This window comes from Streptomyces olivochromogenes (genome assembly GCF_021538895.1).
Classification (GTDB): domain Bacteria; phylum Actinomycetota; class Actinomycetes; order Streptomycetales; family Streptomycetaceae; genus Streptomyces; species Streptomyces olivochromogenes_A.
In genome coordinates this window covers 27,000-51,117 of sequence record NZ_JADDRL010000029.1, presented here as the reverse complement: position 1 = coordinate 51,117, position 24,118 = coordinate 27,000, and the positions used below count along the sequence as shown (strand labels likewise).

Annotated in this window: 23 protein-coding genes; 16 read left to right on the top strand and 7 right to left on the bottom strand. The window is 71.0% G+C overall.

The window, feature by feature from the left end; genetic code table 11:
* Nucleotides 1-58: 58 nt before the first annotated feature.
* From sepH to IPZ69_RS17015, 3 genes are all read right to left on the bottom strand, one after another.
* Entirely contained in the window at nt 59-1,090 is a 1,032-nt protein-coding gene (gene sepH / locus IPZ69_RS17025) for a septation protein SepH (protein ID WP_235454980.1), read from the bottom strand.
* 422 nt (nt 1,091-1,512) lie between these two features.
* Entirely contained in the window at nt 1,513-2,832 is a 1,320-nt protein-coding gene (locus tag IPZ69_RS17020) for a D-arabinono-1,4-lactone oxidase (RefSeq protein ID WP_235454979.1), read from the bottom strand.
* The gene (locus IPZ69_RS17015; protein ID WP_235454978.1) at nt 2,792-4,030 is read right to left on the bottom strand and encodes an MFS transporter; all 1,239 of its coding nucleotides are present in this window, start codon (nt 4,028-4,030) and stop codon (nt 2,792-2,794) included. Before IPZ69_RS17015 ends, IPZ69_RS17020 begins: the two co-directional genes overlap by 41 nt.
* Before the next feature lie 140 nt (nt 4,031-4,170).
* Between IPZ69_RS17015 and IPZ69_RS17010 the strand changes: the two genes are divergently transcribed.
* Together IPZ69_RS17010 and IPZ69_RS17005 are read left to right on the top strand one after the other, a co-directional pair.
* On the top strand, nt 4,171-5,298 hold the full coding sequence (locus tag IPZ69_RS17010; protein WP_235454977.1) for a ferrochelatase: 1,128 nt from the start codon (nt 4,171-4,173) through the stop codon (nt 5,296-5,298).
* Between the two features lie 8 nt (nt 5,299-5,306).
* Nucleotides 5,307-6,122, top strand: coding sequence for an inositol monophosphatase family protein (locus IPZ69_RS17005; protein WP_235454976.1), 816 nt, complete (start codon nt 5,307-5,309; stop codon nt 6,120-6,122).
* 503 nt (nt 6,123-6,625) lie between these two features.
* On the opposite strand, the gene IPZ69_RS17000 is transcribed toward IPZ69_RS17005, so the two are convergent.
* On the bottom strand, nt 6,626-6,790 hold the full coding sequence (locus IPZ69_RS17000) for a hypothetical protein (protein ID WP_235454975.1): 165 nt from the start codon (nt 6,788-6,790) through the stop codon (nt 6,626-6,628).
* A 410-nt stretch (nt 6,791-7,200) separates the two neighbouring features.
* Between IPZ69_RS17000 and IPZ69_RS16995 the strand changes: the two genes are divergently transcribed.
* The 4 genes from IPZ69_RS16995 to IPZ69_RS16980 all read left to right on the top strand — a co-directional run bounded on the left by IPZ69_RS16995 (nt 7,201) and on the right by IPZ69_RS16980 (nt 10,787).
* Nucleotides 7,201-7,854: a response regulator transcription factor gene (locus IPZ69_RS16995; RefSeq protein WP_235454974.1), complete on the top strand. Its 654-nt coding sequence runs from the start codon at nt 7,201-7,203 to the stop codon at nt 7,852-7,854.
* A 6-nt stretch (nt 7,855-7,860) separates the two neighbouring features.
* The gene (locus tag IPZ69_RS16990; RefSeq protein ID WP_235454973.1) at nt 7,861-9,105 is read left to right on the top strand and encodes a sensor histidine kinase; all 1,245 of its coding nucleotides are present in this window, start codon (nt 7,861-7,863) and stop codon (nt 9,103-9,105) included.
* 415 nt (nt 9,106-9,520) lie between these two features.
* Nucleotides 9,521-9,817: a DUF4193 domain-containing protein gene (locus IPZ69_RS16985; protein WP_005481602.1), complete on the top strand. Its 297-nt coding sequence runs from the start codon at nt 9,521-9,523 to the stop codon at nt 9,815-9,817.
* A gap of 13 nt (nt 9,818-9,830) precedes the next feature.
* Nucleotides 9,831-10,787: a hypothetical protein gene (locus IPZ69_RS16980; protein ID WP_235454972.1), complete on the top strand. Its 957-nt coding sequence runs from the start codon at nt 9,831-9,833 to the stop codon at nt 10,785-10,787.
* A 78-nt stretch (nt 10,788-10,865) separates the two neighbouring features.
* On the opposite strand, the gene IPZ69_RS16975 is transcribed toward IPZ69_RS16980, so the two are convergent.
* A complete protein-coding gene (locus tag IPZ69_RS16975; protein ID WP_235454971.1) occupies nt 10,866-11,345 on the bottom strand; it encodes a DUF3093 domain-containing protein in 480 nt (159 codons plus the stop codon).
* 58 nt (nt 11,346-11,403) lie between these two features.
* Here IPZ69_RS16975 and IPZ69_RS16970 point away from each other — a divergent pair, with 58 nt between their 5' ends.
* The 9 genes from IPZ69_RS16970 to IPZ69_RS16930 all read left to right on the top strand — a co-directional run bounded on the left by IPZ69_RS16970 (nt 11,404) and on the right by IPZ69_RS16930 (nt 20,218).
* Nucleotides 11,404-11,988 carry a PaaI family thioesterase gene (locus IPZ69_RS16970; RefSeq protein WP_235454970.1) on the top strand — a complete coding sequence of 195 codons (585 nt, stop codon included), beginning with the start codon at nt 11,404-11,406 and terminating at the stop codon, nt 11,986-11,988.
* Between the two features lie 41 nt (nt 11,989-12,029).
* Complete coding sequence (gene dut, locus IPZ69_RS16965; protein ID WP_308407487.1) at nt 12,030-12,599, top strand: dUTP diphosphatase; 570 nt, start codon at nt 12,030-12,032, stop codon at nt 12,597-12,599.
* A gap of 1 nt (nt 12,600) precedes the next feature.
* Nucleotides 12,601-13,371 carry a DUF3710 domain-containing protein gene (locus IPZ69_RS16960; protein WP_235454969.1) on the top strand — a complete coding sequence of 257 codons (771 nt, stop codon included), beginning with the start codon at nt 12,601-12,603 and terminating at the stop codon, nt 13,369-13,371.
* Between the two features lie 193 nt (nt 13,372-13,564).
* The gene (locus IPZ69_RS16955) at nt 13,565-14,776 is read left to right on the top strand and encodes an alginate lyase family protein (RefSeq protein WP_235454968.1); all 1,212 of its coding nucleotides are present in this window, start codon (nt 13,565-13,567) and stop codon (nt 14,774-14,776) included.
* Between the two features lie 59 nt (nt 14,777-14,835).
* Entirely contained in the window at nt 14,836-15,528 is a 693-nt protein-coding gene (locus IPZ69_RS16950; protein WP_235454967.1) for an ABC transporter ATP-binding protein, read from the top strand.
* 137 nt (nt 15,529-15,665) lie between these two features.
* A complete protein-coding gene (locus IPZ69_RS16945; protein WP_235454966.1) occupies nt 15,666-18,209 on the top strand; it encodes a sensor histidine kinase in 2,544 nt (847 codons plus the stop codon).
* Entirely contained in the window at nt 18,206-18,889 is a 684-nt protein-coding gene (locus IPZ69_RS16940) for a response regulator (RefSeq protein ID WP_235454965.1), read from the top strand. The genes IPZ69_RS16945 and IPZ69_RS16940 overlap by 4 nt, the downstream gene beginning before the upstream one ends.
* Nucleotides 18,890-19,045: 156 nt before the next feature.
* The gene (locus IPZ69_RS16935; RefSeq protein WP_235454964.1) at nt 19,046-19,444 is read left to right on the top strand and encodes an OB-fold nucleic acid binding domain-containing protein; all 399 of its coding nucleotides are present in this window, start codon (nt 19,046-19,048) and stop codon (nt 19,442-19,444) included.
* Nucleotides 19,445-19,447: 3 nt separating this feature from the next.
* Complete coding sequence (locus tag IPZ69_RS16930; protein ID WP_235454963.1) at nt 19,448-20,218, top strand: DUF3159 domain-containing protein; 771 nt, start codon at nt 19,448-19,450, stop codon at nt 20,216-20,218.
* 93 nt (nt 20,219-20,311) lie between these two features.
* On the opposite strand, the gene IPZ69_RS16925 is transcribed toward IPZ69_RS16930, so the two are convergent.
* Together IPZ69_RS16925 and IPZ69_RS16920 are read right to left on the bottom strand one after the other, a co-directional pair.
* Nucleotides 20,312-20,983 (bottom strand): potassium channel family protein, encoded by a 672-nt coding sequence (locus tag IPZ69_RS16925; protein ID WP_235454962.1) that lies wholly within the window; start codon nt 20,981-20,983, stop codon nt 20,312-20,314.
* The gene (locus IPZ69_RS16920; RefSeq protein WP_235454961.1) at nt 20,983-21,654 is read right to left on the bottom strand and encodes a potassium channel family protein; all 672 of its coding nucleotides are present in this window, start codon (nt 21,652-21,654) and stop codon (nt 20,983-20,985) included. The genes IPZ69_RS16925 and IPZ69_RS16920 overlap by 1 nt, the downstream gene beginning before the upstream one ends.
* Before the next feature lie 408 nt (nt 21,655-22,062).
* Here IPZ69_RS16920 and IPZ69_RS16915 point away from each other — a divergent pair, with 408 nt between their 5' ends.
* Nucleotides 22,063-24,114: an APC family permease gene (locus tag IPZ69_RS16915; RefSeq protein ID WP_235454960.1), complete on the top strand. Its 2,052-nt coding sequence runs from the start codon at nt 22,063-22,065 to the stop codon at nt 24,112-24,114.
* Nucleotides 24,115-24,118 lie beyond the last annotated feature (4 nt).

Here is a 24,118-nt window from a genome sequence, read left to right as displayed (position 1 = left end):
CGCGAGGAGGGGGTCCGCCCGCGGGCGGACCCCCTCCTCGACACGGCCGTACGGCTGATTATTCCTGCTTCTTGCGTCGCGTGCCGAAGACGATCTCGTCCCAGCTCGGGACGGCCGCCCGGCGGCCCGGACGGACGCCGTCCGCCTCGGCCTGCCGGTCGGTGGCGCCGACCAGCCGGTCGCGGTGGCTGCCCACGGAGCGGGGCATGAGGACGTCCGCGTAGGCGGAACCGGCCGAGGCCGCCGGGGCGGGAGGCTCCTCCGCCACGGGTTCGGCCGGGGGCTCCTCCGGCGTCTCCGCGGGACGCTCGGGCACCACCATGTCGCCGCGGAAGCTCGGTACCGCCTCCAACAGGCTGGTCAGCGAGTCGCGTTCGCCGGTGCTCTCCTCGGCGGGCTCGCTCGCCTGCGCCGGCAGGGCGGGCCGCTCGCGGTCGGGGGAACGGTCCAGCGGGCGGTCGCGGGGCAGCCGGGCGATGCGCGGCACGAACGGGAAGCTCGGCTCCGGCGCGGCGAGGTCGTCGGACTCGCCGATCAGCGAGCGCGCCTCGTCGTCGACGGCCTGGACGAGCCGCCGTGGCGGGTCGTACGTCCAGCTCGCCGAGTGCGGTTCGCCCGCGACCCGGTAGACCAGCAGGACCTCCCAGGTGCCGTCGTCGCGGCGCCAGGAGTCCCACTGCACGGTGTCCTTCTCCGCGCCGCGCAGCAGCAGTCGCTCCTGGACGGCCTCGCCGAGCAGCGGACCGGAGTTCTCGCCGGGTCTGCGGACCGGGGTCTTGCGGGCCCGCTCGGCCATGAAGGCACGCTCGGCGAGGACCGGGCCCTCGAACCGGCGTACGCGGTCGACGGGGATGCCGGCGAGCTGTGCGACCTCTTCCGCGGTCGCGCCCGCACGTATCCGCGCCTGGATGTCACGGGGGCGGAGATGGCTCTCCACCTCGATCTCGATCTGGCCGAGGCGGGGGCGGTCGCCCCGGACGGCGGCACGCAGCCGTTCGTCGATCGGAAGCGTGTACTCCGTTGCGTCGGCAGCCTTCAGCACCAGCCGTGTGCCGTCATTCGAGACGGCCACGACACGCAGTTCGGGCATGGGGACCTCCCGGGTGGTGCCTGCCGACGTCACGTGCGTCGCTGCTTCCGCTAGTCGAGTGTGGCCTGCCCGGGTGCAGCCTGCCACAACCTTGCCGAGTTGCCCGGCGTGTCGGGCATGGGCCCTGGGCCGCCGTTATGGCACGGTTACCTATTCGCAACGCTAAGTGACCAACTCCGTCACCCTGTGCAACTAGCCCCCTCCCGGCGGTCCTGCGAGGCCACGGACACCCTGGCGGGAGGCCTGACCCAGGGCTCGCAACAGTACTCCATTTGGACCACGTGCGTGGATTGGCGCGCCGCCCAACTTCTGGCAAGGAACGCGACTTGGCCGTCCGTAAGCGGTTTTCGCGATCATGGGCGTGGTGTAGTTCACGAAATCACCGGATATGGAACCGGGGGTTCTCGGCGTGCGTCCGCGCGCTATTCGCCCAGCACTCTGCGCAGGTAGTCGTTCTGGAAGAGCCGGTCGGGGTCGAGCCGGTCCCGCAGGGCGGTGAACTCCCCGAAGCGCGGGTAGACCTCGGCGAAGTACGCCGCGTCGCGGGTGTGCACCTTGCCCCAGTGCGGCCGTCCCTCGTGCGCCGTGAAGATGCGTTCGGCGGCGGTGAAGTACGCCTGATAGGGCGTCCCCTTGAACATGTGGACGGCGATGTAGGCGCTGTCCCGGGCGGAGGCGGTGGAGAGGGTGATGTCGTCGGCCGGGGCGGTGCGGACCTCGACCGGGAAGCTGATCCTGAACCGCGAACGGTCCACCATGGCCCTGATTTCGCGCAGCGTGTCCGCCAGCGCCTCGCGCGGGACGGCGTACTCCATCTCCACGAAGCGCACCCGGCGCGGCGATGTGAAGACCTTGTAGGGGATGTCCGTGTACGTCCGCGCGGACAGTGCCCGGCTGGAGACCTTGGCGATCGTGGGGATGGCGGCGGGCGCCGTGCGGCCGACCCAGTTGGCCGCCTGGAAGACGCCGTTGGAGAGGAACTCGTCCTCGAACCAGCCGGCCAGCCGCCCCACCGGCTGCTCCGGTCCGGCGCTGCGGTTGTTGCGCTTGGTGTTGGTGTTCCCGGTGTGCGGGAACCAGTAGAACTCGAAGTGCTCGTTCTCGGCCCACAGTTGGTCGAACTCGGCCAGCACCCGGTCGAACGGCATCGGCTCCTCGCGGGCGGTGAGCAGGAATACCGGCTCCACCGCGAAGGTGATCGCGGTGATGACGCCCAGGGCGCCCAGCCCGATGCGGGCGGCCGCGAAGACCTCCGGGTTCTCCTTCTCGGAGCAGGTCAGCAGCGAGCCGTCGCCCGTCACGAGTTCGAGGCCCTTGATCTGGGCGGCTATGGAGGCGGATTCGCGGCCGGTGCCGTGCGTGCCGGTGCTGGTGGCCCCGGAGACCGTCTGCTCCATGATGTCGCCCATATTGGTGAGCGAGAGGCCCTCGCGGGCCAGGGCCAAGTTGAGCCGCTTGAGCGGGGTGCCGGCCTCGACCGTGACGGTCATGGCGTCGCGGTCGATGGAGCGGATGCCCGTCAGCAGCTGAGGGCGGATCAGGACGCCGCCGGTGGCGGCGATGGAGGTGAAGGAGTGCCCGCTGCCGACGGCCTTCACCGTCAGCCCGTCCTCGGCGGCCTTGCGCACGGCCGCGGACAGCTCCTCCACGGAGGCCGGCGCGACCTCCCGGACGGGGCGTGCGGCGACGTTGCCTCCCCAGTTACGCCACGTGCCGCTCTTCCCGCTCGCTGTGGTGCTCAACGGTGCCTCCCCGACCCGCGGCCGGCCTGTTGAGCCGGCGGTACCCGAGGAAACCGACCGCGACCGCGACGGCTCCGGACACCACCGGAACCCCGTACCCGGCCCGCGCGCCGGCTGCGTCGATCACCCAGCCGGCCACGGAGGAGCCGAGCGCGACGCCGACCGCGAGGCCGGTGCTCACCCAGGACATGCCCTCGGTGAGCTGTGCGCGAGGTACGTGCTCTTCGATGAGGGACATCGTCGTGATCATCGTCGGTGCGATGGTCAGGCCCGCAACGAACAGCGCCACGGCCAGAAGCGGCAAGTTTCCGACCAGTAGGAGGGGGATCATACTCACGGCCATCGCGCATATGCCCAGCAACCACCGGCGTTCCGGTGCCCCCGCGAAGCGCAGCAGTCCGAACACCAGGCCGGCGAGGCAGGAGCCCGCCGCGTACAGCGCCAGGACGACGCTCGCGGCGCCCTTGTGGCCCCGCTCGTCGGCGAACGCGACGGTGACCACGTCGACGGCCCCGAAGATCGCCCCGGTCGCCACGAAGGTGCCCACCAGCACCTGGAGGCCACCGGAGCGCAGCGCGCTGCCGCTGCCGTGGTGCTCGCGCGGGTGCGGCGCAGGCTCGGTGGCCCGCTGGGCGGTCAGCCAGAAGACGCCGGCGGCCAGGAAGCAGGCCGCGAGCAGCGGCCCCGCCTCCGGGAACCAGGCCGTGGACAGTCCGATGGAGATGATCGGTCCGAAGATGAAGCAGACCTCGTCGACCACCGATTCGAACGAGTAGGCGGTGTGCAGCTTCGGGGTGCCCCGGTAGATGGCCGCCCAGCGGGCCCGGATCATCGCGCCGAGGCTCGGCACGGAGCCGATCCCGGCCGCGCAGACGAACAGGGTCCAGTCCGGCCACCCGAAGTGCGCGGCGAGCAGCAGTCCGGCCGCCGCCGCGAGCGCCACCAGCGTGGCGGGACGCAGCACGCGGCTCTGCCCGTGCTGGTCCACCAGCCGGGAGATCTGCGGCCCGATCGCGGCGGCGGCCAGCGCGATGGTGGCCGACAGCGCGCCCGCGAGCCCGTACCGCCCGGTGAGCTGGGAGATCATCGTGACCACGCCGATGCCCATCATCGACAGCGGCATCCGGCCGAGGAAGCCCGCGGCGGAGAAGCCCTTGGTGCCGGGGGCGTCGAACAGGGCGCGATAGGGGCTGGGCACGCAGGGCTCCGTAAGGTGTGAAGAGAGTCGTTACAGCTTACGGGTTAGGCAACCCTAACGCACCTGGGAATTCCGGCCGGAACCGGACTCGTCACCCCGCTGTTTCCCGGCCGTCAGTGGCGGGTGGCAGGATCGGACCCATGCCAGACGCGCTCGATGCCACCCCCTACGACGCCCTGCTCCTGCTCTCCTTCGGCGGCCCGGAAGGCCCGGACGACGTGGTTCCGTTCCTGGAGAACGTGACGCGCGGGCGCGGCATCCCCAAGGAACGCCTCAAGGAAGTCGGGCAGCACTACTTCCTGTTCGGCGGGGTCAGCCCGATCAACGACCAGAACCGCGCCCTGCTGGACGCCCTCCGCAAGGACTTCGCCGAGCACGGCCTGGACCTGCCGGTCTACTGGGGCAACCGCAACTGGGCCCCGTACCTGACGGACACCCTGCGCGAGATGGTCGCCGACGGCCGCCGCCGCATCCTGGTCCTGGCCACCAGCGCGTACGCCTCCTACTCGGGTTGCCGCCAGTACCGCGAGAACCTCGCCGACTCGCTGGCCGCCCTGCACGCCGAGGGCCTGGAATCGCCCAGGATCGACAAGCTGCGGCACTACTTCAACCACCCCGGCTTCGTGGAGCCCATGATCGACGGGGTGGTCGCCTCCCTCGCCGATCTGCCCGAGGAGGTCCGGGGCGGCGCCCACATCGCCTTCACGACCCACTCCGTCCCGGACTCCGCCGCGGACACCTCCGGCCCGGTCGAGGCCCACGGGGAGGGCGGCGCGTACGTCGAGCAGCACCTGGACGTGGCCGAGCTGATCGCCGACGCCGTCCGCGAGCGCACCGGCGTCGACCACCCCTGGCGGCTCGTCTACCAGTCCCGCTCCGGCGCCCCGCACATCCCGTGGCTGGAGCCCGACATCTGCGACCACCTGGAGAAGCTGCACGGCGCCGGGGTCCCGGCCGTCGTCATGGCCCCCATCGGCTTCGTCTCCGACCACATGGAGGTCCTCTACGACCTCGACACCGAGGCGAAGGCCAAGGCCGAGGAGCTGGGCCTGCCGGTGCGGCGCTCCGCCACCGTCGGCGACGACCCCAGGTTCGCCGCCGCGGTCCGCGAACTCGTCCTGGAGCGCGCCGCCGTGGAGAGCGGACGGGACATCACGCCGTGCGCGCTGGGCACACTCGGCGCGAGCCACGACGTGTGCCCGGTCGGCTGCTGCCCGGCCCGCGCCCCCCGCCCGGCCGCCGCGGGCGCCGACAGCCCCTACGCGTGAGGACCCCCGTGACCGACCCCCTGCACACGGAACTGCTCGCCCTGGCCCAGGACGCCGCCCGCCGCGCGGGCGAGCTGCTGCGCGACGGCCGCCCGGCCGACCTGGCGGTCGCCGCCACCAAGTCCAGCCCGATCGACGTCGTCACCGAGATGGACATCGCGGCCGAGAAGCTGATCACCGACCTGATCGCGGACCGGCGCCCGGGCGACGGCTTCCTCGGCGAGGAGGGCGCCTCCATCGAGGGCACGAGCGGCATCCGCTGGGTGATCGACCCGCTCGACGGCACGGTCAACTACCTGTACGGGCTGCCCACCTGGGCGGTGTCCATCGCCGCCGAGCAGGACGGGGAGACCGTCGTCGGGGTCGTCGCCGCCCCGATGCGCGGCGAGACGTACCGCGCGGTGCGCGGCGGCGGGGCGTGGGCCACCGGCGCCTGGGACGGCGAGCGCCGCCTGTCCTGCCGGCCCGCGCCGCCCCTGGACCAGGCGCTGGTCTCCACCGGCTTCAACTACGTCTCCGAGGTCCGCGCCCACCAGGCCGCGGTGGCCGCGCGGATGATCCCGCTGCTGCGCGACATCCGGCGCGGGGGCTCCGCCGCGGTCGACCTGTGCGACGTGGCCGCGGGCCGGCTCGACGGCTACTACGAGCGCGGCCTGAACGCCTGGGACTACGGCGCGGGCGACCTGATCGCCCGGGAGGCGGGCGCCCTGACCGGAGGACGCCCCGGAGACCGCCCCTCACCCGCCCTGACGGTCGCGGGCACCCCGGGAGTCTTCGAGCCCCTCCAGCGCCTCCTGGAGGACTTGGGCGCCTGGCACGACTAGATTGCTCGTTCGCCTACGGGGGCGCCTGAGCCGGTGTCGGGACGGCGATCGTGCTCGGCCCTTCGGGCCTCCGCGCGTTCACCGTCCCGACACCGGCGCGCCCCCTACGGCTCTCTCGCGGCCGACGCGTGGGAGCAGTGGGCCTTGGTGGGCCCGCACCGGTGATCAGCCATGCGCGTTGGCGGGCGTTCGTTTCGACGACAGCGTCTGACGACAGTGTCTAAGGCAGCAAAATCAGCAGTCCCCGGCTGACCTCGCCAGGCCTCACAAGATCACCCAACGGTACGAGCCCACCAACCCCCGCTGTCCCCACGCGTCGGCCCGAGGGAGCCGAAGGGGGCGCGCCGGTGTCGAGGGGTCGAACGCGCGGAGGCCCGAAGGGCTGAGCACGATCGGCCCCTCGACACCGGCTTGGGCGCCCCCGCAGGCGACCGAGCAAAAACACCGAGCCCCCGGCGCTGGATTCGCCGGGGGCTCGTTGTCTGCTTATGCGCGATCAGACGCTAGGCGCTGACCTCCACACCGTGTTCGGCGGCGAGGCGGCGCAGGTCGTCGAGCTCTGCCTGCTCCACCTCGACGAGGAAGTCGTCGCCCTCGTCGCGAGCCCGCGTGAGGTCGGACTCGGTCGCCCTTATGCGCTGCAGAAGTCCTGCGGTGAATGCGTCCATGCTGCGCCCCCTCGTCCTGGGTCGTGGGTCGGTGGCACCGGGGTGTGCCATTGGGAAGGGGCGATCACGTCTCTTGCGGGTGCCCAGCGCTGCCCGAGCCGGGCGGCGACGGTGCCGGACACCCACGCCCACTCTGCAGAAGCGGATCGCGGTGTACCGCTTGGAGTGCGGCACATGCAGAGCGTGATCGCGGGGTGTAAAGCCGTCCTCCCCCCGCTCCCTTCCACGGAAACCTCAACCGGAGGAGAAAATCTCGCATTCCCGCGCCACCGCCCCGGTCTCTGCGGCCGTGCCCCCGTCTTACAGCCGACTTATGGCGGAAAAGGGCAGGATGGAGTCACACCCCACGATGGCCCCTGCCCGCGCGCGCCCACGGCGCGCTACGCGGGTGGACACAGGAAGGACAAGACGTGCGCGTACTCGTCGTCGAGGACGAGCAACTGCTCGCCGATGCGGTGGCCACCGGACTGCGCCGGGAGGCCATGGCCGTCGACGTCGTGTACGACGGTGCGGCCGCCCTTGAGCGCATCGGCGTCAACGACTACGACGTGGTCGTCCTCGACCGCGACCTCCCGCTCGTGCACGGCGACGACGTCTGTCGCAAGATCGTCGAGCTCGGCATGCCCACGCGCGTGCTGATGCTCACCGCCGCCGGCGACGTGAGCGACCGCGTCGAGGGCCTGGAGATCGGCGCCGACGACTATCTTCCCAAGCCGTTCGCGTTCAGTGAGCTCATCGCGCGCGTGCGCGCCCTCGGCCGGCGCACCAGCGTGCCGCTGCCGCCGGTCCTGGAGCGTGCCGGCATCAAGCTCGACCCCAACCGCCGCGAGGTCTTCCGCGACGGCAAGGAGGTCCAGCTCGCGCCCAAGGAGTTCGCGGTCCTGGAGGTGCTGATGCGCAGCGAGGGCGCCGTCGTCTCGGCCGAGCAGCTGCTGGAGAAGGCCTGGGACGAGAACACCGACCCTTTCACCAACGTCGTACGCGTGACGGTCATGACCCTGCGCCGCAAGCTGGGCGAGCCGCCCGTCATCGTCACCGTGCCCGGCTCCGGCTACCGGATCTGATCCGCCGTGGCCGCCGCTCCCGCGCCGCCCCAGGCGCCACCGAAACCCACCTGGGACCCCAGGAGGCCGCAGCCCCCGTACCCGTGGCTGCGCCCGACCATCCGGATACGGCTCACGCTGCTGTACGGCGGCATGTTCCTGATCGCCGGCATCCTGCTGCTGTCGATCATCTACCTGCTGGCCGCGCAGGCGATCAGCACCGGCAACCAGCCGCCGTTCAAGATCATCGACTTCAGCAAGCTCCAGGTGAGCAGCGCCGACTGCCCGACGATCAAGAACAGCCTGCAGCTGGACGACTTCAACCAGGCGATCAGCGCGTGCATCGAGCACCAGCGCCAGGTCGCGCTGGACAACCTGCTCAGCCGCTCGCTGCTGGCCCTGCTGGGCCTCGCCGTCATCGCCTTCGCGTTCGGCTACGCGATGGCGGGCCGGGTGCTGACCCCGCTCGGCCGGATCACCCGCACCGCCCGCGCGGTGGCGGGCTCGGACCTGTCCCGCCGGATCGAGCTGGACGGCCCGGACGACGAGCTCAAGGAGCTCGCCGACACCCTCGACGACATGCTGGACCGGCTGCAGCGCGCCTTCACCGCCCAGCAGCGCTTCGTCGGGAACGCCTCGCACGAGCTGCGCACCCCGCTCGCGATCAACCGCACGCTCCTCGAAGTGCATCTGTCCGACCCGGGCGCACCGCCGGAGCTCCAGCAGCTCGGCAAGACGCTGCTGGCCACCAACGAGCGCAGTGAGCAGCTCGTGGAGGGCCTGCTGCTGCTCGCCCGCAGCGAGAACGAGATCGTCGAGCGCAAGCCCGTCGATCTCGCCGAGGTCGCCTCGCAGGCGGTCGACCAGGTGCACGCCGAGGCGGAGGCCAAGGGCGTGCGGATCGAGGGCGAGCGGGGGCCGGCGGTCGTCCAGGGCAATGGCGTCCTGCTGGAGCGCATCGCGCTGAACCTGGTGCAGAACGCCGTGCGCTACAACGTCGCGGAGGACGGCTGGGTCCGGGTCACCACCGAGGTCCAGCACGGACAGGCGGTGCTGACCGTGTCGAACACCGGCCCGATCGTTCCCGCGTATGAGATCGACAACCTCTTCGAGCCCTTCACCCGGCTCCGTACGGAGCGTACGGGCAGCGACAAGGGTGTGGGCCTCGGCCTGTCGATCGCGCGGTCCGTGGCCCGCGCCCACGGCGGGCACATCTCGGCGGAGCCGCGTGAAGGGGGCGGGCTCGTGATGCGGGTCACTCTGCCGGTGTGAATCGGGTGAGAGCCGCAATCAGGCGATTCGGCGACACACGCGGGGATGTTCGCTTTGCGCTGAATTTTCAGGAGGCGCGGCGGGCCTCTCCGTGTGTGATCGATCACATGAGCGGTTTTCCGGCCATCTACTCTCCGTGATCATGCGACCTGGTAGAAAGCCGGGAAAATCCGGGTTTTCGGGGGTCCTGATCACGGGAAGTACTCGTGGAGACGCCTTTGAGGTGCGGCATTCGGACCGTGTACGGTCCCCATCGCCATCCAAGCCGATCACTCTTGAGGAGTCCGGTTGGGTGTCGATTGAGTAACAGACCTTGATGTGAGGCAAAATCTCCGCCTCGGGTCGGGCACAAGTCCGGCCTCTCACGCGTTACGTGCGCTGGAGACACCGCAGACACCCAGAGGGGGAGAGCGACATGGCAACCGATTACGACACTCCACGCAAGACCGATGACGACGTCGACTCGGACAGCCTTGAAGAGCTGAAGGCCCGGCGCAACGACAAGTCCACCTCGGCGGTGGACGTCGACGAGTTCGAGGCCGCCGAGGGACTCGAACTGCCCGGTGCGGACCTCTCGAACGAGGAGCTGGCCGTCCGGGTGCTGCCGAAGCAGCAGGACGAGTTCACCTGCATGAGCTGCTTCCTGGTCCACCACCGCAGCCAGCTGGCCCGCGAGAAGAACGGTCAGCCGATCTGCCGCGACTGCGACTGAGGACGGGTCGGCCGTGACTGGCTCGACCCCTCCCCGGAAGCGCCGCTTCCCCCTGCGGGGAGCGGACCAGGGGCCGTCCGACGGCCCGCGCGGCGCGCGCGAGGTCGAGCGGGGCTCATCCGGCAGGGGAGCCCCGCTCGAACCGGCCGACCGGGCTGACCTCCCGGCGTCGGCGGAGCTGCCCGTGCCCGTCGCCGGCGGCGAGGGGCCACCCGCCGCTCGACCGGAGTCGCGGGCGCGGGACAGGGCCGTGGTCATCGGGGGCAAGGCCCGGGACTTGGCCCGGGACGGCCTGCGCAAGGGCGGTAGCCGCGCTCGGGCGGCTCTCGCCCACCTCGCGGACCGGATCATCGATATCGCCCCGCGTATCGCCGTACGTGACCTCGCCACGCTGCGCAGGCAGTTCCCGGGCCTCGGGCCCGAGGAACTCGCCGACAAGCTCGTGGCGGGCGCCGCGAACGCCACCTCGACGGTCGGTGCCGGGATCGGCGCGGCGGCGATGCTGCCCGTGCCGCCCGCGATGCCGACCGAGCTGGCCGCGGAGATCACCGGCGTCGCGGCGATCGAGCTGAAGCTCATCGCCGAACTCCACGAGGTCTACGGCGTACGACCGCCGGGCGCCCTCAAGGACCGCAGCACCGCGTATCTGTCCTCCTGGTCGGGGGAGCGCGGGATCGACGTGCGCAAGCCGTCGACGATCACCGCCTTCGGCGGCCGGATGCACCACGAACTGCGCCAGCAGGTCATGAAACGCACGGTGCGCGACCTGCCCAACCTGATGCCGTTCATGGTCGGCGCCGCGGTCGGCGCGGTCATGAACCGCCGCGACACCAAGAAGCTCGCGGCCCGCATCCGCGCGGACCTCCGCAAGATCCAGGTGCCCTGGGACGAGCTGCCCGAGCTGCCCCCGCTGGAGCCGCCGGCGGATCCGCTGACGTTGGGCGAGATCACCAAGGACCTCGGCCACTGACGCCCCGCCGCCGAGCCACGCCTCTGTCGGCCGGGCCCGCTCCGACCGGTCGAGCCGCCCTTGCCGGTCGGACCGTGCCTACTGCTCGTCCCGCTCCGCCGCGGTGCCCCGTGCCGCGTCGATCGCCGCGGCCAGACCCTGGGGGTCCCGCGTCGACAGGTACAGGTACGGCGTCGGGTCGGCCGGGTCGGTGACCTCGACCCGCAGGGCCGTCGGGATGTACGAGCGCAGGAGCAGGAAGGCGCGGGTGTCGGCCTTGTAGGTGCGCCAGGCGCGCGCCTCCTCGGCGTCCAGGATCTCCCACTCGCCCAGGGCCGACACCGGGATCTTCGCCTCGCCCGCGATCAGGGAGTCGCCCACGACGCGGATGCGCGGGGAGCCGTACGAGCTGCCGACCACCGCCGCGGCCGCCGTGCCGCCGACCAGGCCGCCCAGCATGGGGAGCGTGCCGAACGGCAGCAGGATCAGGGCCAGGGAGACCCCGATCAGGAAGCTGATCAGCCACCAGGAGCGAGGGGCGGTGAGGCGTTCTTCGTACGGGGTGGCGGAGAGCTGCATGCGGCCAAGCTTGGCACGGTGTCGGGATACCGCCGACGCGCGGGTAAGGTCTGCGCCTGTGAGTCGTAGTTCCGCAGCTCTTCAGCCTCCCGCCGACGCCGTGACACCGGTGCGGCACCCCGACGCTCCCGCGCCCGGTGAGCTCCTCGGCTCGCACTACGCGCACTGTTTCGGGTGCGGTCGCGAGCAGGCGCACGGGCTGCTTCTGGAGGCGCGGGCCGGCGAGGGGGTCTCCCTCACGGCCGAGTTCACCGTGCAGCCCGCCCACCAGGGCGCTCCGGGCCTCGCGCACGGCGGGGTGCTGGCCACCGCGCTCGACGAGACCGTCGGCTCGCTGAACTGGCTGCTGCGGACCGTCGCCGTCACCGGGCGGCTGGAGACCGACTACCTGCGGCCCGTACCGGTGGGGACCACCCTGCACCTGGAGGCCGAGGTGACCGCGGTCGCCGGGCGGAAGATCTACTCCACGGCCACCGGCCGGATCGGCGGTCCGGACGGGCCCGTCGCCGTCCGCGCCGACGCCCTCTTCATCGAGGTCAAGGTCGACCACTTCGTCAACAACGGCCGCGACGAGGAGATCCAGGCAGCGATGAGCGACCCGGACCAGATCCGCCGCGCCCGCGCCTTCGAGGTGAACCCGTGATCCCCGAGTCCCCCGTGAGCCCCGAGAATCCGGCGACCCCCGTGCCGTACCCGCCCTTCGCCCGGCGCGAGCCCCTGAACGTGCTGATGCGACGTGTCGACCCCGACGTACCGCTTCCTGCGTACGAGCACCCCGGCGATGCGGGGGCCGATCTGCGGACGACCCAGGCGTGCGAGCTCAAGCCCGGTGAGCGGGCCGTTCTGCCCACGGGAGTGTCGATCGCCCTCCCGGAGGGGTACGCGGCCTTCGTGCACCCTCGATCCGGTCTCGCCGCCCGCTGTGGTGTCGCCCTGGTGAATGCCCCAGGGACGGTTGATGCCGGGTACCGTGGGGAGATCAAGGTGATCGTGGTGAATCTCGATCCGCGCGAGGCCGTGCGGTTCGAGCGCTTCGACCGGATTGCCCAACTGGTCGTCCAGCAGGTCGAGAGGGTCCGCTTCCAGGAGGTGGCGGAACTTCCCGACTCGGCGCGGGCCGAGGGGGGCTTCGGGTCCACCGGTGGCCACGCCGCGGTGGGCGACGAGAGCGGCACAAGCGGTCAGGTCGCCGAGGGCGGCCAGACGGGTGGGAATCGATACGCTTCGGTCGTATCCGACCGGGAAGGACAGTGACGTGTTCGGACGTCGCAACAAGAAGGGTGCCGCCGAGGACGCGGCCGGCGAGGCCGAGCAGGTCGTCGACAGCGTCGACACCGAGGCGGACGAGGAAGTGGAAGAGGCCGAGCGCGAGCGCGTCCGGCTGGAGCCCGAGCCGCGGCCCGACGGGCCCTGGGACAGCACCGAGGTGCGCGATCCGGCCGAGGGTCGCGTCGATCTCGGCGGTCTGTTCGTGCCGGGCGTCGACGGCATGGAGCTGCGGGTCGAGGTCGCGGGCGACGCGATCGTCGCGGCGACCGTCGTGCTGCGCGACAGCGCCATCCAGCTGCAGGCCTTCGCCGCGCCCAAGCGCGAGGGCATCTGGGGCGAGGTGCGCGAGGAGATCGGGAGCGGCATCACCCAGCAGGGCGGCATCATCGACGAGGTCGAGGGTCCGCTGGGCTGGGAGCTGCGCGCCCAGGTGCCGGTACAGCTGCCGGACGGCACGGGCGGCTTCCAGGTCGTGCGGTTCGTCGGTGTGGACGGCCCGCGCTGGTTCCTGCGCGGTGTGATCTCGGGCCAGGGCGCGGTGCAGCCGCAGGCGGCCGGGCTTCTGGAGCAGATCTTCCGGGACACGGTCGTCGTGCGCGGTGAGGGCCCGATGGCGCCCCGCGACCCGATCGTCCTGAAGCTGCCGAACGACGCCCAGATGGTCCCCGAGGGCGTACAGCAGGAGGAGGGCGGTTCCCGCTTCTCCGGCGGCATGGGTCAGCTGCAGCGCGGACCGGAGATCACCGAGGTCCGGTAACGGCACAGGCATACACGAGAAGGGCCGCACCCTCGCCGGTGCGGCCCTTTGTCGTGCCTTGTGCCCTGTTGTGCCGGGGCTGAGTGCGCCGTCTTTGTTCACCTCTTGACGGAAGTCTGGTCCATACCTATGGTCCGGACCAGCGTGCGCGTTCAGAAACCCAAGCGTCGTTCACATACAGGAACGGACTGCCATGTCAGACGCCCCCACCCGACACCGCCACCGAGCACGTCCCGCCCTCTTCCTCGCCGCCGTCGGCGCCCTCGTGGCCGGCCTGCTCGCCTGGCCGGCCGCCGACCGCTCCGAGGCCGCACCCACCGCCTTCGTCCACCCCGGAGTCACCGTCTCCAAGGGGCAGCTGGACTTCGCCCGCGGCAAGGTCCTGGCCGGCGCGCAGCCCTGGAAGGGCGCCTACGACCAGATGATGGCGAGCAGGTACGCCGATCTGAACCGCACCCCGAAGCCCAGGGCGACGGTCGAGTGCGGCTCGTACTCGAATCCCGACTATGGCTGCACCGACGAGCGCGAGGACGCGATCGCCGCCTACACCGACGCCCTCGCCTGGTACGTCACCCGGGACGCGCGCTACGCGCAGAAGGCCATCCAGCTCATGGACGCCTGGTCGGCCACGATCACCAGCCACACCAACTCCAACGCGCCCCTGCAGACCGGCTGGGCGGGCTCCTCCTGGCCCCGGGCCGCCGAGATCATCAAGTACACGTACACCGGGAGCTGGGCCAACTCCGGCCGCTTCGCGACCATGCTCCGCAACGTCTACCTGCCGGTGGTCATCAAGGGCTCCAATTCCAACGGCAACTGGGAGTTGTCGATGATGGAGGCCGCCGTCGGCATCTCCGTCTTCCTGGAGGACAAGGCGTCGTACGACACGGCCATGGCGAAGTTCCGCACCCGCGCGGCCGCCTACGTCTACCTCGCCTCCGACGGCTCCGTGCCGAAGACCGTGCCCAGCCAGCACCTGGACACCACCGCCAAGATCGTCTCCTACTGGCAGGGCCAGTCGACCTTCGTCACCGGGCTCACCCAGGAGACCTGCCGGGACTTCACGCACACGGGGTACGGCATCTCCGCGATCTCGCACGTCGCCGAGACCAGCCGGATCCAGGGGCAGGATCTGTACGGCACGGACGTCGGGGAACGGCTGCGGCAGGCCCTCGGCTTCCAGTCGAAGTACCAGCTCGGCACCGCCGTCCCGAGCTGGCTGTGCGGCGGCTCGCTCAAGCTCGGCCTCGGACCGGTCACGGAGGTCGGCTACAACGCCCTGCACAACCGCCTGGGCATCGCCATGAGCAACACCCAGACGCTGACCCGGAACAACCGCCCCGCCGGCAGCAACAACCTCTTCGTCGCCTGGGAGACCCTCACCCACGGCGACAACCCGGGCTGACCCGTTGCCCGACCGGGCGCCGCTCGCGATACTGGCGCCCGGTCCACGGGGGAGGCGTCATGAGTCGAGTGGTCACCGAGACCATGGTGCGCGTCGAGAACGTCCACAAGTCGTACGGCCACGGAGCCGCCGCCGTGCACGCGCTGCGCGGAGTGTCCTTCGAGGTCCCGCGCGGCGAGCTCGTCGCCCTCAAGGGGCGCTCGGGATCCGGCAAGACCACGCTCCTGAACATCGTCGGCGGACTCGACAGACCCGATCGGGGGAAGGTCGCCGTCGAGGGCAGGGAGCTCGCGGAGCTCGGCGAGAACGGCCTGCTGGAGCTGCGCCGGGACCGGATCGGCTTCGTCTTCCAGTCCTTCGGGCTCATCCCGATCCTCACGGCCGCCGAGAACGTCGGCGTACCGCTGCGGCTGCGCCGGGCCGACCCGCGCGAGCGCGAGGAGCGCGTCGAGCTGCTGCTCTCCCTGGTGGGCCTCGCCGACCACACGGCCCAGCGGCCGGGCGAGCTGTCCGGCGGCCAGCAGCAGCGCGTCGCCATCGCCCGCGCCCTCGCCAACCGCCCCGCGCTGCTCATCGCCGACGAACCGACCGGCCAGCTCGACGCGGAGACCGGGCACGCCGTGATGGAGCTGCTGCGCGCCGTCGTCCACAGCGAACAGGTCACCGCGCTGGTCGCCACGCACGACGCGACCCTGCTCGACCTGGCCGACCGGGTGCTGGAGCTGAGCGACGGGGAGATCGCCGAGCACTGAGCCCCGGCACGCCGCCGGGCGCCCCATCAGGGTTGTGTCAAAGATGCCCGCTGCCGGACCCCGCGCCCCATTTGCCGAGATTGTTGGCCGTAAGGTCGACGCTGCGTACGCAGCAGTTACGGGAAGACAATGGGGCCATGGCACGCGGCAAGCTTCGGATCTACGTCGGTGCGGCACCGGGTGTGGGCAAGACCTACGCGATGCTGTCCGAGGCGCACCGCCGAGTGGAGCGGGGCACCGACTGCGTGGTGGCCTTCGTGGAGCACCACGACCGGCCGCGCACCGAGGTGATGCTGCACGGCCTGGAGCGGATCGCGCGCAAGGACCTGGAGTACCGCGGCGCCGTCTTCACCGAGATGGACGTGGACGCCGTACTGCTCCGGGCCCCGGCCGTCGCCCTCGTGGACGAACTCGCCCACACGAACATCCCCGGTTCCCGCAACGCCAAGCGCTGGCAGGACGTGGAGGAGCTGCTGGCGGCCGGGATCGACGTGATCTCGACCGTCAACATCCAGCACCTGGAGTCGCTGGGTGACGTCGTCGAGTCGATCACCGGGGTGCGCCAGCAGGAGACCGTCCCGGACGAGGTCGTACGCCGTGCGGACCAGATAGAGCTGGTCGACATGTCGCCACAGGCGCTGCGCCGGCGCATGGCCCACGGCAACATCTACAAGCCCGACAAGGTCGACGCCGCTCTCTCCAACTACTTCCGGCCCGGCAACCTCACCGCCCTGCGCGAGCTGGCGCTGCTGTGGGTGGCCGACCGCGTCGACGAGTACCTGAAGGCCTACCGCAGTGAGCACCGGGTCTCGGCCATCTGGGGTTCGCGCGAGCGGATCGTGGTCGGTCTGACCGGCGGCCCGGAGGGCCGGACGCTGATACGGCGGGCCGCCCGCCTCGCCGAGAAGGGCGCCGGCGGCGAGGTGCTCGCCGTCTACATAGCCCGCACCGACGGCCTGACCTCCGCCTCCCCGAAGGAACTCGCCGTCCAGCGCACCCTCGTCGAGGATCTGGGCGGCACCTTCCACCACGTCGTCGGCGACGACATACCCGCCGCCCTCCTCGACTTCGCGCGCGGCGTCAACGCCACCCAGATCGTCCTCGGCTCCTCGCGGCGCAAGGCGTGGCAGTACGTCTTCGGGCCCGGCGTCGGCGCCACCGTCGCCCGGGAGTCGGGGCCCGACCTCGACGTGCACATCGTCACCCACGAAGAGGTCGCCAAGGGGCGCGGACTGCCCGTGGGGCGGGGCGCGCGGCTCGGCCGCGCCCGGATCATCTGGGGCTGGCTGGTCGGCCTGGCCGGCCCGGTGGTCCTGGCGCTGCTGCTGAACACCGTCGACCTCGGCCTCGCCAACGACATGCTGCTGTTCCTGGCCGTCACGGTCGCGGCGGCCCTGCTCGGCGGGCTCTTCCCGGCGCTGGCCTCGGCGGCCTTCGGATCGCTGCTGCTGAACTACTTCTACACCCCGCCACTGCACCGGCTGACGATCGCCGACCCCAAGAACATCGTCGCCATCGTGATCTTCGTCGGGGTCGCGGTGTCCGTGGCCTCCGTGGTGGACCTCGCGGCCCGGCGCACCCACCAGGCCGCCCGGCTGCGCGCCGAGTCGGAGATCCTCTCGTTCCTCGCCGGCAACGTCCTGCGCGGCGAGACCAGCCTGGAGGAGCTGCTCGAGCGGGTCCGGGAGACCTTCGGCATGGAGTCGGCGGCCATGCTGGAACGGGCCGGCGAGGTCGAGCCGTGGACCTGCGTCGGTCGCGCCGGGTTCGGGCCTCCGCTGGACCGGCCCGAGGCCGCCGACGTCGACGTGCCGGTCGGGGACCACCTGGCGCTCGCGCTGACGGGCCGGGTGCTGCCCGCCGAGGACCGCCGGGTGCTGGCCGCCTTCGCCGCCCAGGCCGCCGTCGTCCTGGACCGCAGGCGCCTCCAGGAGGAGGCCGACCAGGCCAAGGAGCTCGCCGAGGGCAACCGCATCCGTACCGCGCTGCTGGCCGCCGTCAGCCACGACCTGCGCACCCCGCTCGCCGGGATCAAGGCGGCGGTCACCTCGCTGCGCTCCGACGACGTCGAATGGTCCGAGGAGGACCGGGCCGAGCTCCTGGAGGGCATCGAGGAGGGCGCCGACCGCCTCGACCACCTGGTCGGCAACCTGCTCGACATGTCCCGCCTGCAGACCGGCACCGTCACCCCGCTCATCCGGGAGATCGACGTCGACGAGGTGGTCCCCATGGCCCTGGGCGGGGTGCCCGAGGACAGCGTGGACCTGGACATCCCCGAGAGCCTGCCGATGGTCGCCGTCGACCCCGGCCTGCTGGAGCGGTCGGTGGCCAACCTGGTGGAGAACGCGGTCAAGTACAGCCCGGAGCACCGGCGCGTGCTGGTCGCCGGCAGCGCCATCGCCGACCGGGTCGAGGTGCGCGTCGTGGACCAGGGGCCGGGCGTCCCGGACGACGCCAAGGACCGCATCTTCGAGCCCTTCCAGCGCTACGGCGACTCCCCGCGCGGCGCCGGCGTCGGCCTCGGCCTCGCGGTCGCCCGGGGCTTCGCCGAGGCCATGGGCGGCACCCTCAACGCCGAGGACACGCCCGGCGGCGGCCTCACGATGGTCCTCAGCCTGCGCGCGGCAGGATCGCGTCCCGTACAGCTCACCCCCGCACAACCGGAAAGGCAGGCCCCATGACCCGGGTGCTCGTGGTCGACGACGAGCCGCAGATCGTGCGCGCCCTCGTGATCAACCTCAAGGCTCGCAAGTACGAGGTGGACGCGGCCGCGGACGGCCGTACCGCGCTCGAACTCGCCGCCTCCCGCCACCCCGACGTGATCGTGCTCGACCTGGGTCTGCCCGACATGGACGGCGTGGAGGTGATCAAGGGTCTGCGCGGCTGGACCCGGGTGCCGATCCTGGTCCTGTCGGCCCGGCACTCCTCCGACGAGAAGGTCGAGGCGCTCGACGCGGGCGCCGACGACTACGTCACCAAGCCCTTCGGCATGGACGAGCTGCTGGCCCGGCTGAGGGCCGCCGTGCGCCGCGCCGAGCCCACCGGGGGCGGCGAGGACGACGTCCTCGTGGAGACCGACGGGTTCACCGTCGACCTGGCCGCGAAGAAGGTCAACCGCGCCGGACGGGACGTACGGCTCACCCCGACCGAGTGGCATCTGCTGGAGGTGCTGGTGCGCAACACCGGCCGCCTGGTCAGCCAGAAGCAGCTGCTGCAGGAGGTGTGGGGGCCCTCGTACGGGACCGAGACGAACTACCTGCGCGTCTACATGGCCCAGCTCCGCCGCAAGCTGGAGGCGGACCCCTCGCACCCGAAGCACTTCATGACGGAGCCGGGGATGGGGTACCGGTTCGAGAAGTGAGCTGCAGGGCGGCCGGGGGTCCGGGGGTTGCCCCCCGGGGGATGCGGCATCACGGAGCCGGGGATGGGGTACCGGTTCGAGCGGTAGCCCCGGCGGTACTTCGAGCGGTGGCCCCACCGGTACGTCGCCGTCGGTGCTCCCCGGTACGCTTCAGATATGAGTGCTGTTCCTCGTTCCGAAAAGCCGGCCGGCCGGTTCCGGCGCATGCTCGACCGGCTCTCCTCGTCGCAGGAGGACCTGGAGTCCGAGGAACTGCGCGAGGACACCGAGAACGCGGGATGTACGCGCATCGGTGACTGTCAGGACCGCCAGATCGTCACGGTTACTGGTACCTTGCGCACGGTCACCCTGCGGCCGCGGGCCGGAGTGCCGGCCCTGGAGGCCGAGCTGTTCGACGGCTCCGCCGCGCTGGACGTGGTGTGGCTCGGCAGGCGCTCCATCGTGGGCATAGAACCGGGGCGCCGCTTGATCGCATCGGGCCGGATCTCCATGAGCCGGGGCCGCCGGGTGCTGTTCAATCCGAAGTACGAACTGAGACCCCTCGGACGGGAGTAGCCGGTGACGTCACTCGACAAGCCGACCGAAGACACCACTCAGCAGCAGGACGCCCGGGCGGTGACCGAGGCCGCGCTGTTCGAGGCGTTCGGCGGTGTGCGGGGCATGGTCGAGACGGTCGTGCCGGGACTGCTCTTCGTCACGATCTTCACGATCAACAAGGACCTGCACTGGTCGGCGATCGCGGCACTGGCCGTCTCGCTGGTGCTGGTCGTGGTCCGGCTGGCGATGAAGGACACCGTCAAGCACGCCTTCAGCGGTGTCTTCGGCGTGGCGTTCGGTGTCGTGTTCGCGATGTTCACGGGCAACGCCAAGGACTTCTATCTCCCCGGCATGCTCTACACGCTGGGCCTGGCCATCGCGTACATCGTCACGACCCTCGCCGGGGTGCCCCTGATCGGTCTCATCCTGGGCCCGGTCTTCAAGGAGAACCTCTCCTGGCGCACCCGCAATCCCGGCCGCAAGAAGGCCTACGCCAAGGCCAGTTGGGCCTGGGGCCTGATCCTGCTCGCCAAGTGCGCGATCCTCTTCCCGCTCTACTGGTGGGCGGACACCGCCCAGCTCGGCTGGGTCCTGGTCACCCTGAAGATCCCGCCCTTCCTGCTCGCGGTCTGGCTGACCTGGGTCTTCCTCGCGAAGGCGCCCGCGCCGATCGACGTCTTCGCCGAGATGGAGGCGGAGGAGAAGGCCGAGCAGGAGCGGAAGGCCGCGGCGGCCGCCGCGGCCGGGGAGCACGGCGAGAGCACCGGCGGACGTCACCGCCGGGACGGCTAGCCGAGGCTCGGCCGAGTCGGCCGACTCAGGCGCTGCACGTGGAGGGGGCGCCCGGAAATTCCGGGCGCCCCCTCCACGTAGCGCTGCAAAAGATCAGCTGGTTTCCCGGCGCACCGACAGCAGGTCCTCCAGCTGCTCCTCGCGGGCCTGCGCGGCCACGAAGAGGAGTTCGTCGCCCGCCTCCAGGGAGTCGTCCTTGGAGGGGGTCAGGACGCGGGTACCGCGAATGATGGTGACCAGCGAGGTGTCCTCGGGCCACTCGACGTCGCCGACCTGGGTGCCGGCCAGGGCCGACTCCTCGGGGAGGGTCAGCTCGACGAGGTTGGCGTCGCCGTGGCTGAAGCGCAGCAGCCGGACCAGGTCGCCGACGCTCACCGCCTCCTCGACCAGGGCGGACATCAGGCGCGGCGTGGAGACGGCCACGTCGACGCCCCAGGACTCGTTGAACAGCCACTCGTTCTTGGGGTTGTTCACGCGGGCCACGACGCGCGGGACGCCGTACTCCGTCTTGGCGAGCAGCGAGACCACCAGGTTGACCTTGTCGTCGCCCGTCGCGGCGATCACGACGTTGCAGCGCTGGAGCGCGGCCTCGTCCAGGGAGGTGATCTCGCAGGCGTCGGCCAGTAGCCACTCGGCCTGCGGCACGCGCTCGACCGAGATGGCCGTCGGGGCCTTGTCGATCAGCAGGACCTCGTGGCCGTTCTCCAGCAGTTCGCCGGCGATCGAACGGCCGACCGCACCGGCACCGGCAATGGCGACCCTCATCAGTGACCGCCCTCCTCTTCGGGTCCCCCGGCGAACGCCGCCTCGACCTTCTCGACCTCGTCCGGCCGCATCATCACGTGCACCAGGTCGCCCTCCTGCAGCACCGTCTGCGAGGTGGGCAGGATCGCCTCCCCGAGCCGGGTCAGGAACGCCACCCGGACGCCCGTCTCCTCCTGCAGCTTGCTGATCTTGTGGCCCACCCAGTGGGCCGAGGCGTGCACCTCGGCGAGCTGGACGCCCCCGGTGGGGTCGCGCCACAGCGGCTCGGCACCGGAGGGGAGCAGACGGCGCAGCATCTGGTCGGCGGTCCAGCGGACCGTGGCCACGGTGGGGATCCCCAGGCGCTGGTAGACCTCGGCGCGGCGGGGGTCGTAGATGCGGGCCGCGACGTTCTCCACGCCGAACATCTCGCGGGCCACCCGCGCGGAGATGATGTTCGAGTTGTCACCGCTGGAGACGGCGGCGAAGGCACCGGCCTCCTCGATGCCCGCCTCGCGCAGGGTGTCCTGGTCGAAGCCGACGCCGGTGACGCGGCGACCGCCGAATCCCGGGCCCAGCCGGCGGAAGGCGGTGGGGTCCTGGTCGATCACGGCGACCGTGTGCCCCTGTTGCTCCAGGGTCTGGGCGAGAGCGGAACCCACTCTCCCGCAGCCCATGATGACGATGTGCACGACCGTCCTTCCGGTGTCCAGAATTTACTGCTCAGCCCCATCAGGGTCTCAGACCGAGGCCCAAGCTACACACGCACCGTCCTGGGCGGGCACCCCTGTGCCGAGATTGCGTGATCAGCCTCCGGCGATCGCGGCAGACGCGCGCCGACGATCAGCGTCTGGTGATACTGCGCACGCTGTACACGGTCAGGATTCCGAGGCCGATGAGGGCGACCGCGGCACCGATCAGCTCTGCCGTCGCGGGCATGGGACCTCCTGGGGGCGGCGACAGGCGGGGTCTGCCATCTAGGCACGGCGAGCGGGCGGACCACGGAATCCGCAGTTCCAGTCGCGTCCGATTTCACTCGTGAGGCAGATCGTGAGACGCGGGTGGGCGATTGCCTGTTCGACGGCCTACCATGCTCAGTCGTGTCCAAACTGACCGACGTGCCCAAACGGATTCTGATCGGGCGGGCGCTGCGCAGTGACCGGCTGGGCGAAACGCTCCTGCCGAAGCGCATCGCACTCCCCGTCTTCGCCTCCGACCCGCTGTCCTCCGTGGCCTACGCCCCGGGAGAGGTGCTGCTGGTCCTGTCCATCGCGGGCGTGTCGGCGTACCACTTCAGCCCGTGGATCGCGGTCGCGGTCGTCGTGCTGATGTTCACGGTGGTCGCCTCCTACCGCCAGAACGTGCACGCCTACCCGAGCGGCGGCGGCGACTACGAGGTGGCCACCACCAACCTCGGGCCCAAGGCGGGCCTCACCGTCGCCAGCGCGCTGCTCGTCGACTACGTCCTGACCGTCGCCGTCTCCATCGCCTCCGGCATCGAGAACCTCGGCTCCGCGGTGCCCTTCGTCGTCGAGCACAAGGTGCTCTGCGCGAGCGCGGTGATCGTGCTGCTGACGCTGATGAACCTGCGCGGCGTGAAGGAGTCGGGCAAGCTCTTCGCGATCCCGACGTACGTGTTCGTCGGCGGCGTCTTCATCATGATCGCGTGGGGCGCCTGCCGCGGCCTGATCCTCGGCGAGACCATGCACGCGCCGACCGCCGACTTCCACATCAAGGCGGAACACCAGGGCCTCGCGGGCTTCGCCCTCGTCTTCCTGCTGCTGCGCGCCTTCTCCTCCGGCTGTGCGGCCCTGACCGGTGTCGAGGCGATCTCCAACGGCGTTCCGGCCTTCCGCAAGCCCAAGTCCAAGAACGCGGCGACCACGCTCGCGATGATGGGCCTGCTGGCCGTGACCATGTTCTGCGGCATCATCGCCCTCGCCATGTCGACCAAGGTCCGCATGGCCGAGAACCCGGCCACCGACCTGATCCACAACGGCAGCCCGGTCGGCTCCGGCTACGTCCAGAACCCGGTGATCTCCCAGGTCGCCGAGGCGGTCTTCGGCAAGGGAAGCTTCCTGTTCATCCTGCTCGCCGCCGCCACCGCCCTGGTCCTGTTCCTGGCCGCGAACACCGCGTACAACGGCTTCCCGCTGCTCGGCTCGATCCTCGCCCAGGACCGCTACCTCCCGCGCCAGCTGCACACCCGTGGCGACCGCCTCGCGTTCTCCAACGGCATCGTGCTGCTCGCGGGCGCGGCGGCCCTGCTGGTCGTGATCTACGGCGCCGACTCGACCCGGCTGATCCAGCTGTACATCGTCGGCGTGTTCGTGTCCTTCACGCTCAGCCAGACCGGCATGGTCCGGCACTGGAACCGCCACCTCGCCACCGAGAAGGACCAGGCCAAGCGCCGCCACATGGTCCGCTCCCGGGCGATCAACGCGTTCGGCGCCTTCTTCACCGGCCTGGTCCTGGTCGTCGTCCTGGTCACCAAGTTCACGCACGGTGCCTGGGTGGCCCTGCTGGGCATGGTCATCTTCTACGCGACGATGACCGCGATCCGCCGCCACTACGACCGGGTCTCCGAGGAGATCGCCGCCCCCGAGGGCCCGAGCGACGACAGCGTGCGGCCCTCCCGGGTGCACTCCGTCGTCCTCATCTCCAAGATCCACCGCCCCACCCTGCGTGCCCTCGCCTACGCCAAGCTGATGCGCTCCGACACCCTGGAGGCGCTCACGGTCAACGTCGACCCGGCGGAGACGAAGGCGCTGCGCGACGAGTGGGAGCGGCGCGGCATCGACGTACCGCTGAAGGTGCTGGACTCGCCGTACCGCGAGATCACGCGCCCGATCATCGAGTACGTCAAGGGCCTGCGCGCCGAGTCCCCGCGTGACGCGGTCTCGGTGATCATTCCCGAGTACGTGGTCGGCCACTGGTACGAGCACCTGCTGCACAACCAGAGCGCCCTGCGGCTCAAGGGCCGTCTGCTGTTCACCGCGGGCGTCATGGTCACCTCGGTGCCGTACCAGCTGGAGTCCTCTGAGGCGGCCAAGGTCCGGGCCCGCAAGCGGCAGGAGTGGAACGCGCCGGGTGCGGTGCGGCGCGGACCGGCGCAGGGGGAGCGGGCGAAGGAGCCGACCACCAGGAACTAGACTG

Excerpts from the sequence above, each read along its gene's own strand:
- sepH (WP_235454980.1), bottom strand. The coding sequence starts at position 1,090 with ATGCCCGAACTGCGTGTCGTGGCCGTCTCGAATGACGGCACACGGCTG.
- IPZ69_RS17010 (WP_235454977.1), top strand. The coding sequence starts at position 4,171 with ATGCCAGACGCGCTCGATGCCACCCCCTACGACGCCCTGCTCCTGCTC.
- IPZ69_RS17000 (WP_235454975.1), bottom strand. The coding sequence starts at position 6,790 with ATGGACGCATTCACCGCAGGACTTCTGCAGCGCATAAGGGCGACCGAG.
- IPZ69_RS16985 (WP_005481602.1), top strand. The coding sequence starts at position 9,521 with ATGGCAACCGATTACGACACTCCACGCAAGACCGATGACGACGTCGAC.
- IPZ69_RS16975 (WP_235454971.1), bottom strand. The coding sequence starts at position 11,345 with ATGCAGCTCTCCGCCACCCCGTACGAAGAACGCCTCACCGCCCCTCGC.
- IPZ69_RS16955 (WP_235454968.1), top strand. The coding sequence starts at position 13,565 with ATGTCAGACGCCCCCACCCGACACCGCCACCGAGCACGTCCCGCCCTC.
- IPZ69_RS16950 (WP_235454967.1), top strand. The coding sequence starts at position 14,836 with ATGAGTCGAGTGGTCACCGAGACCATGGTGCGCGTCGAGAACGTCCAC.
- IPZ69_RS16945 (WP_235454966.1), top strand. The coding sequence starts at position 15,666 with ATGGCACGCGGCAAGCTTCGGATCTACGTCGGTGCGGCACCGGGTGTG.
- IPZ69_RS16940 (WP_235454965.1), top strand. The coding sequence starts at position 18,206 with ATGACCCGGGTGCTCGTGGTCGACGACGAGCCGCAGATCGTGCGCGCC.
- IPZ69_RS16935 (WP_235454964.1), top strand. The coding sequence starts at position 19,046 with ATGAGTGCTGTTCCTCGTTCCGAAAAGCCGGCCGGCCGGTTCCGGCGC.
- IPZ69_RS16925 (WP_235454962.1), bottom strand. The coding sequence starts at position 20,983 with ATGAGGGTCGCCATTGCCGGTGCCGGTGCGGTCGGCCGTTCGATCGCC.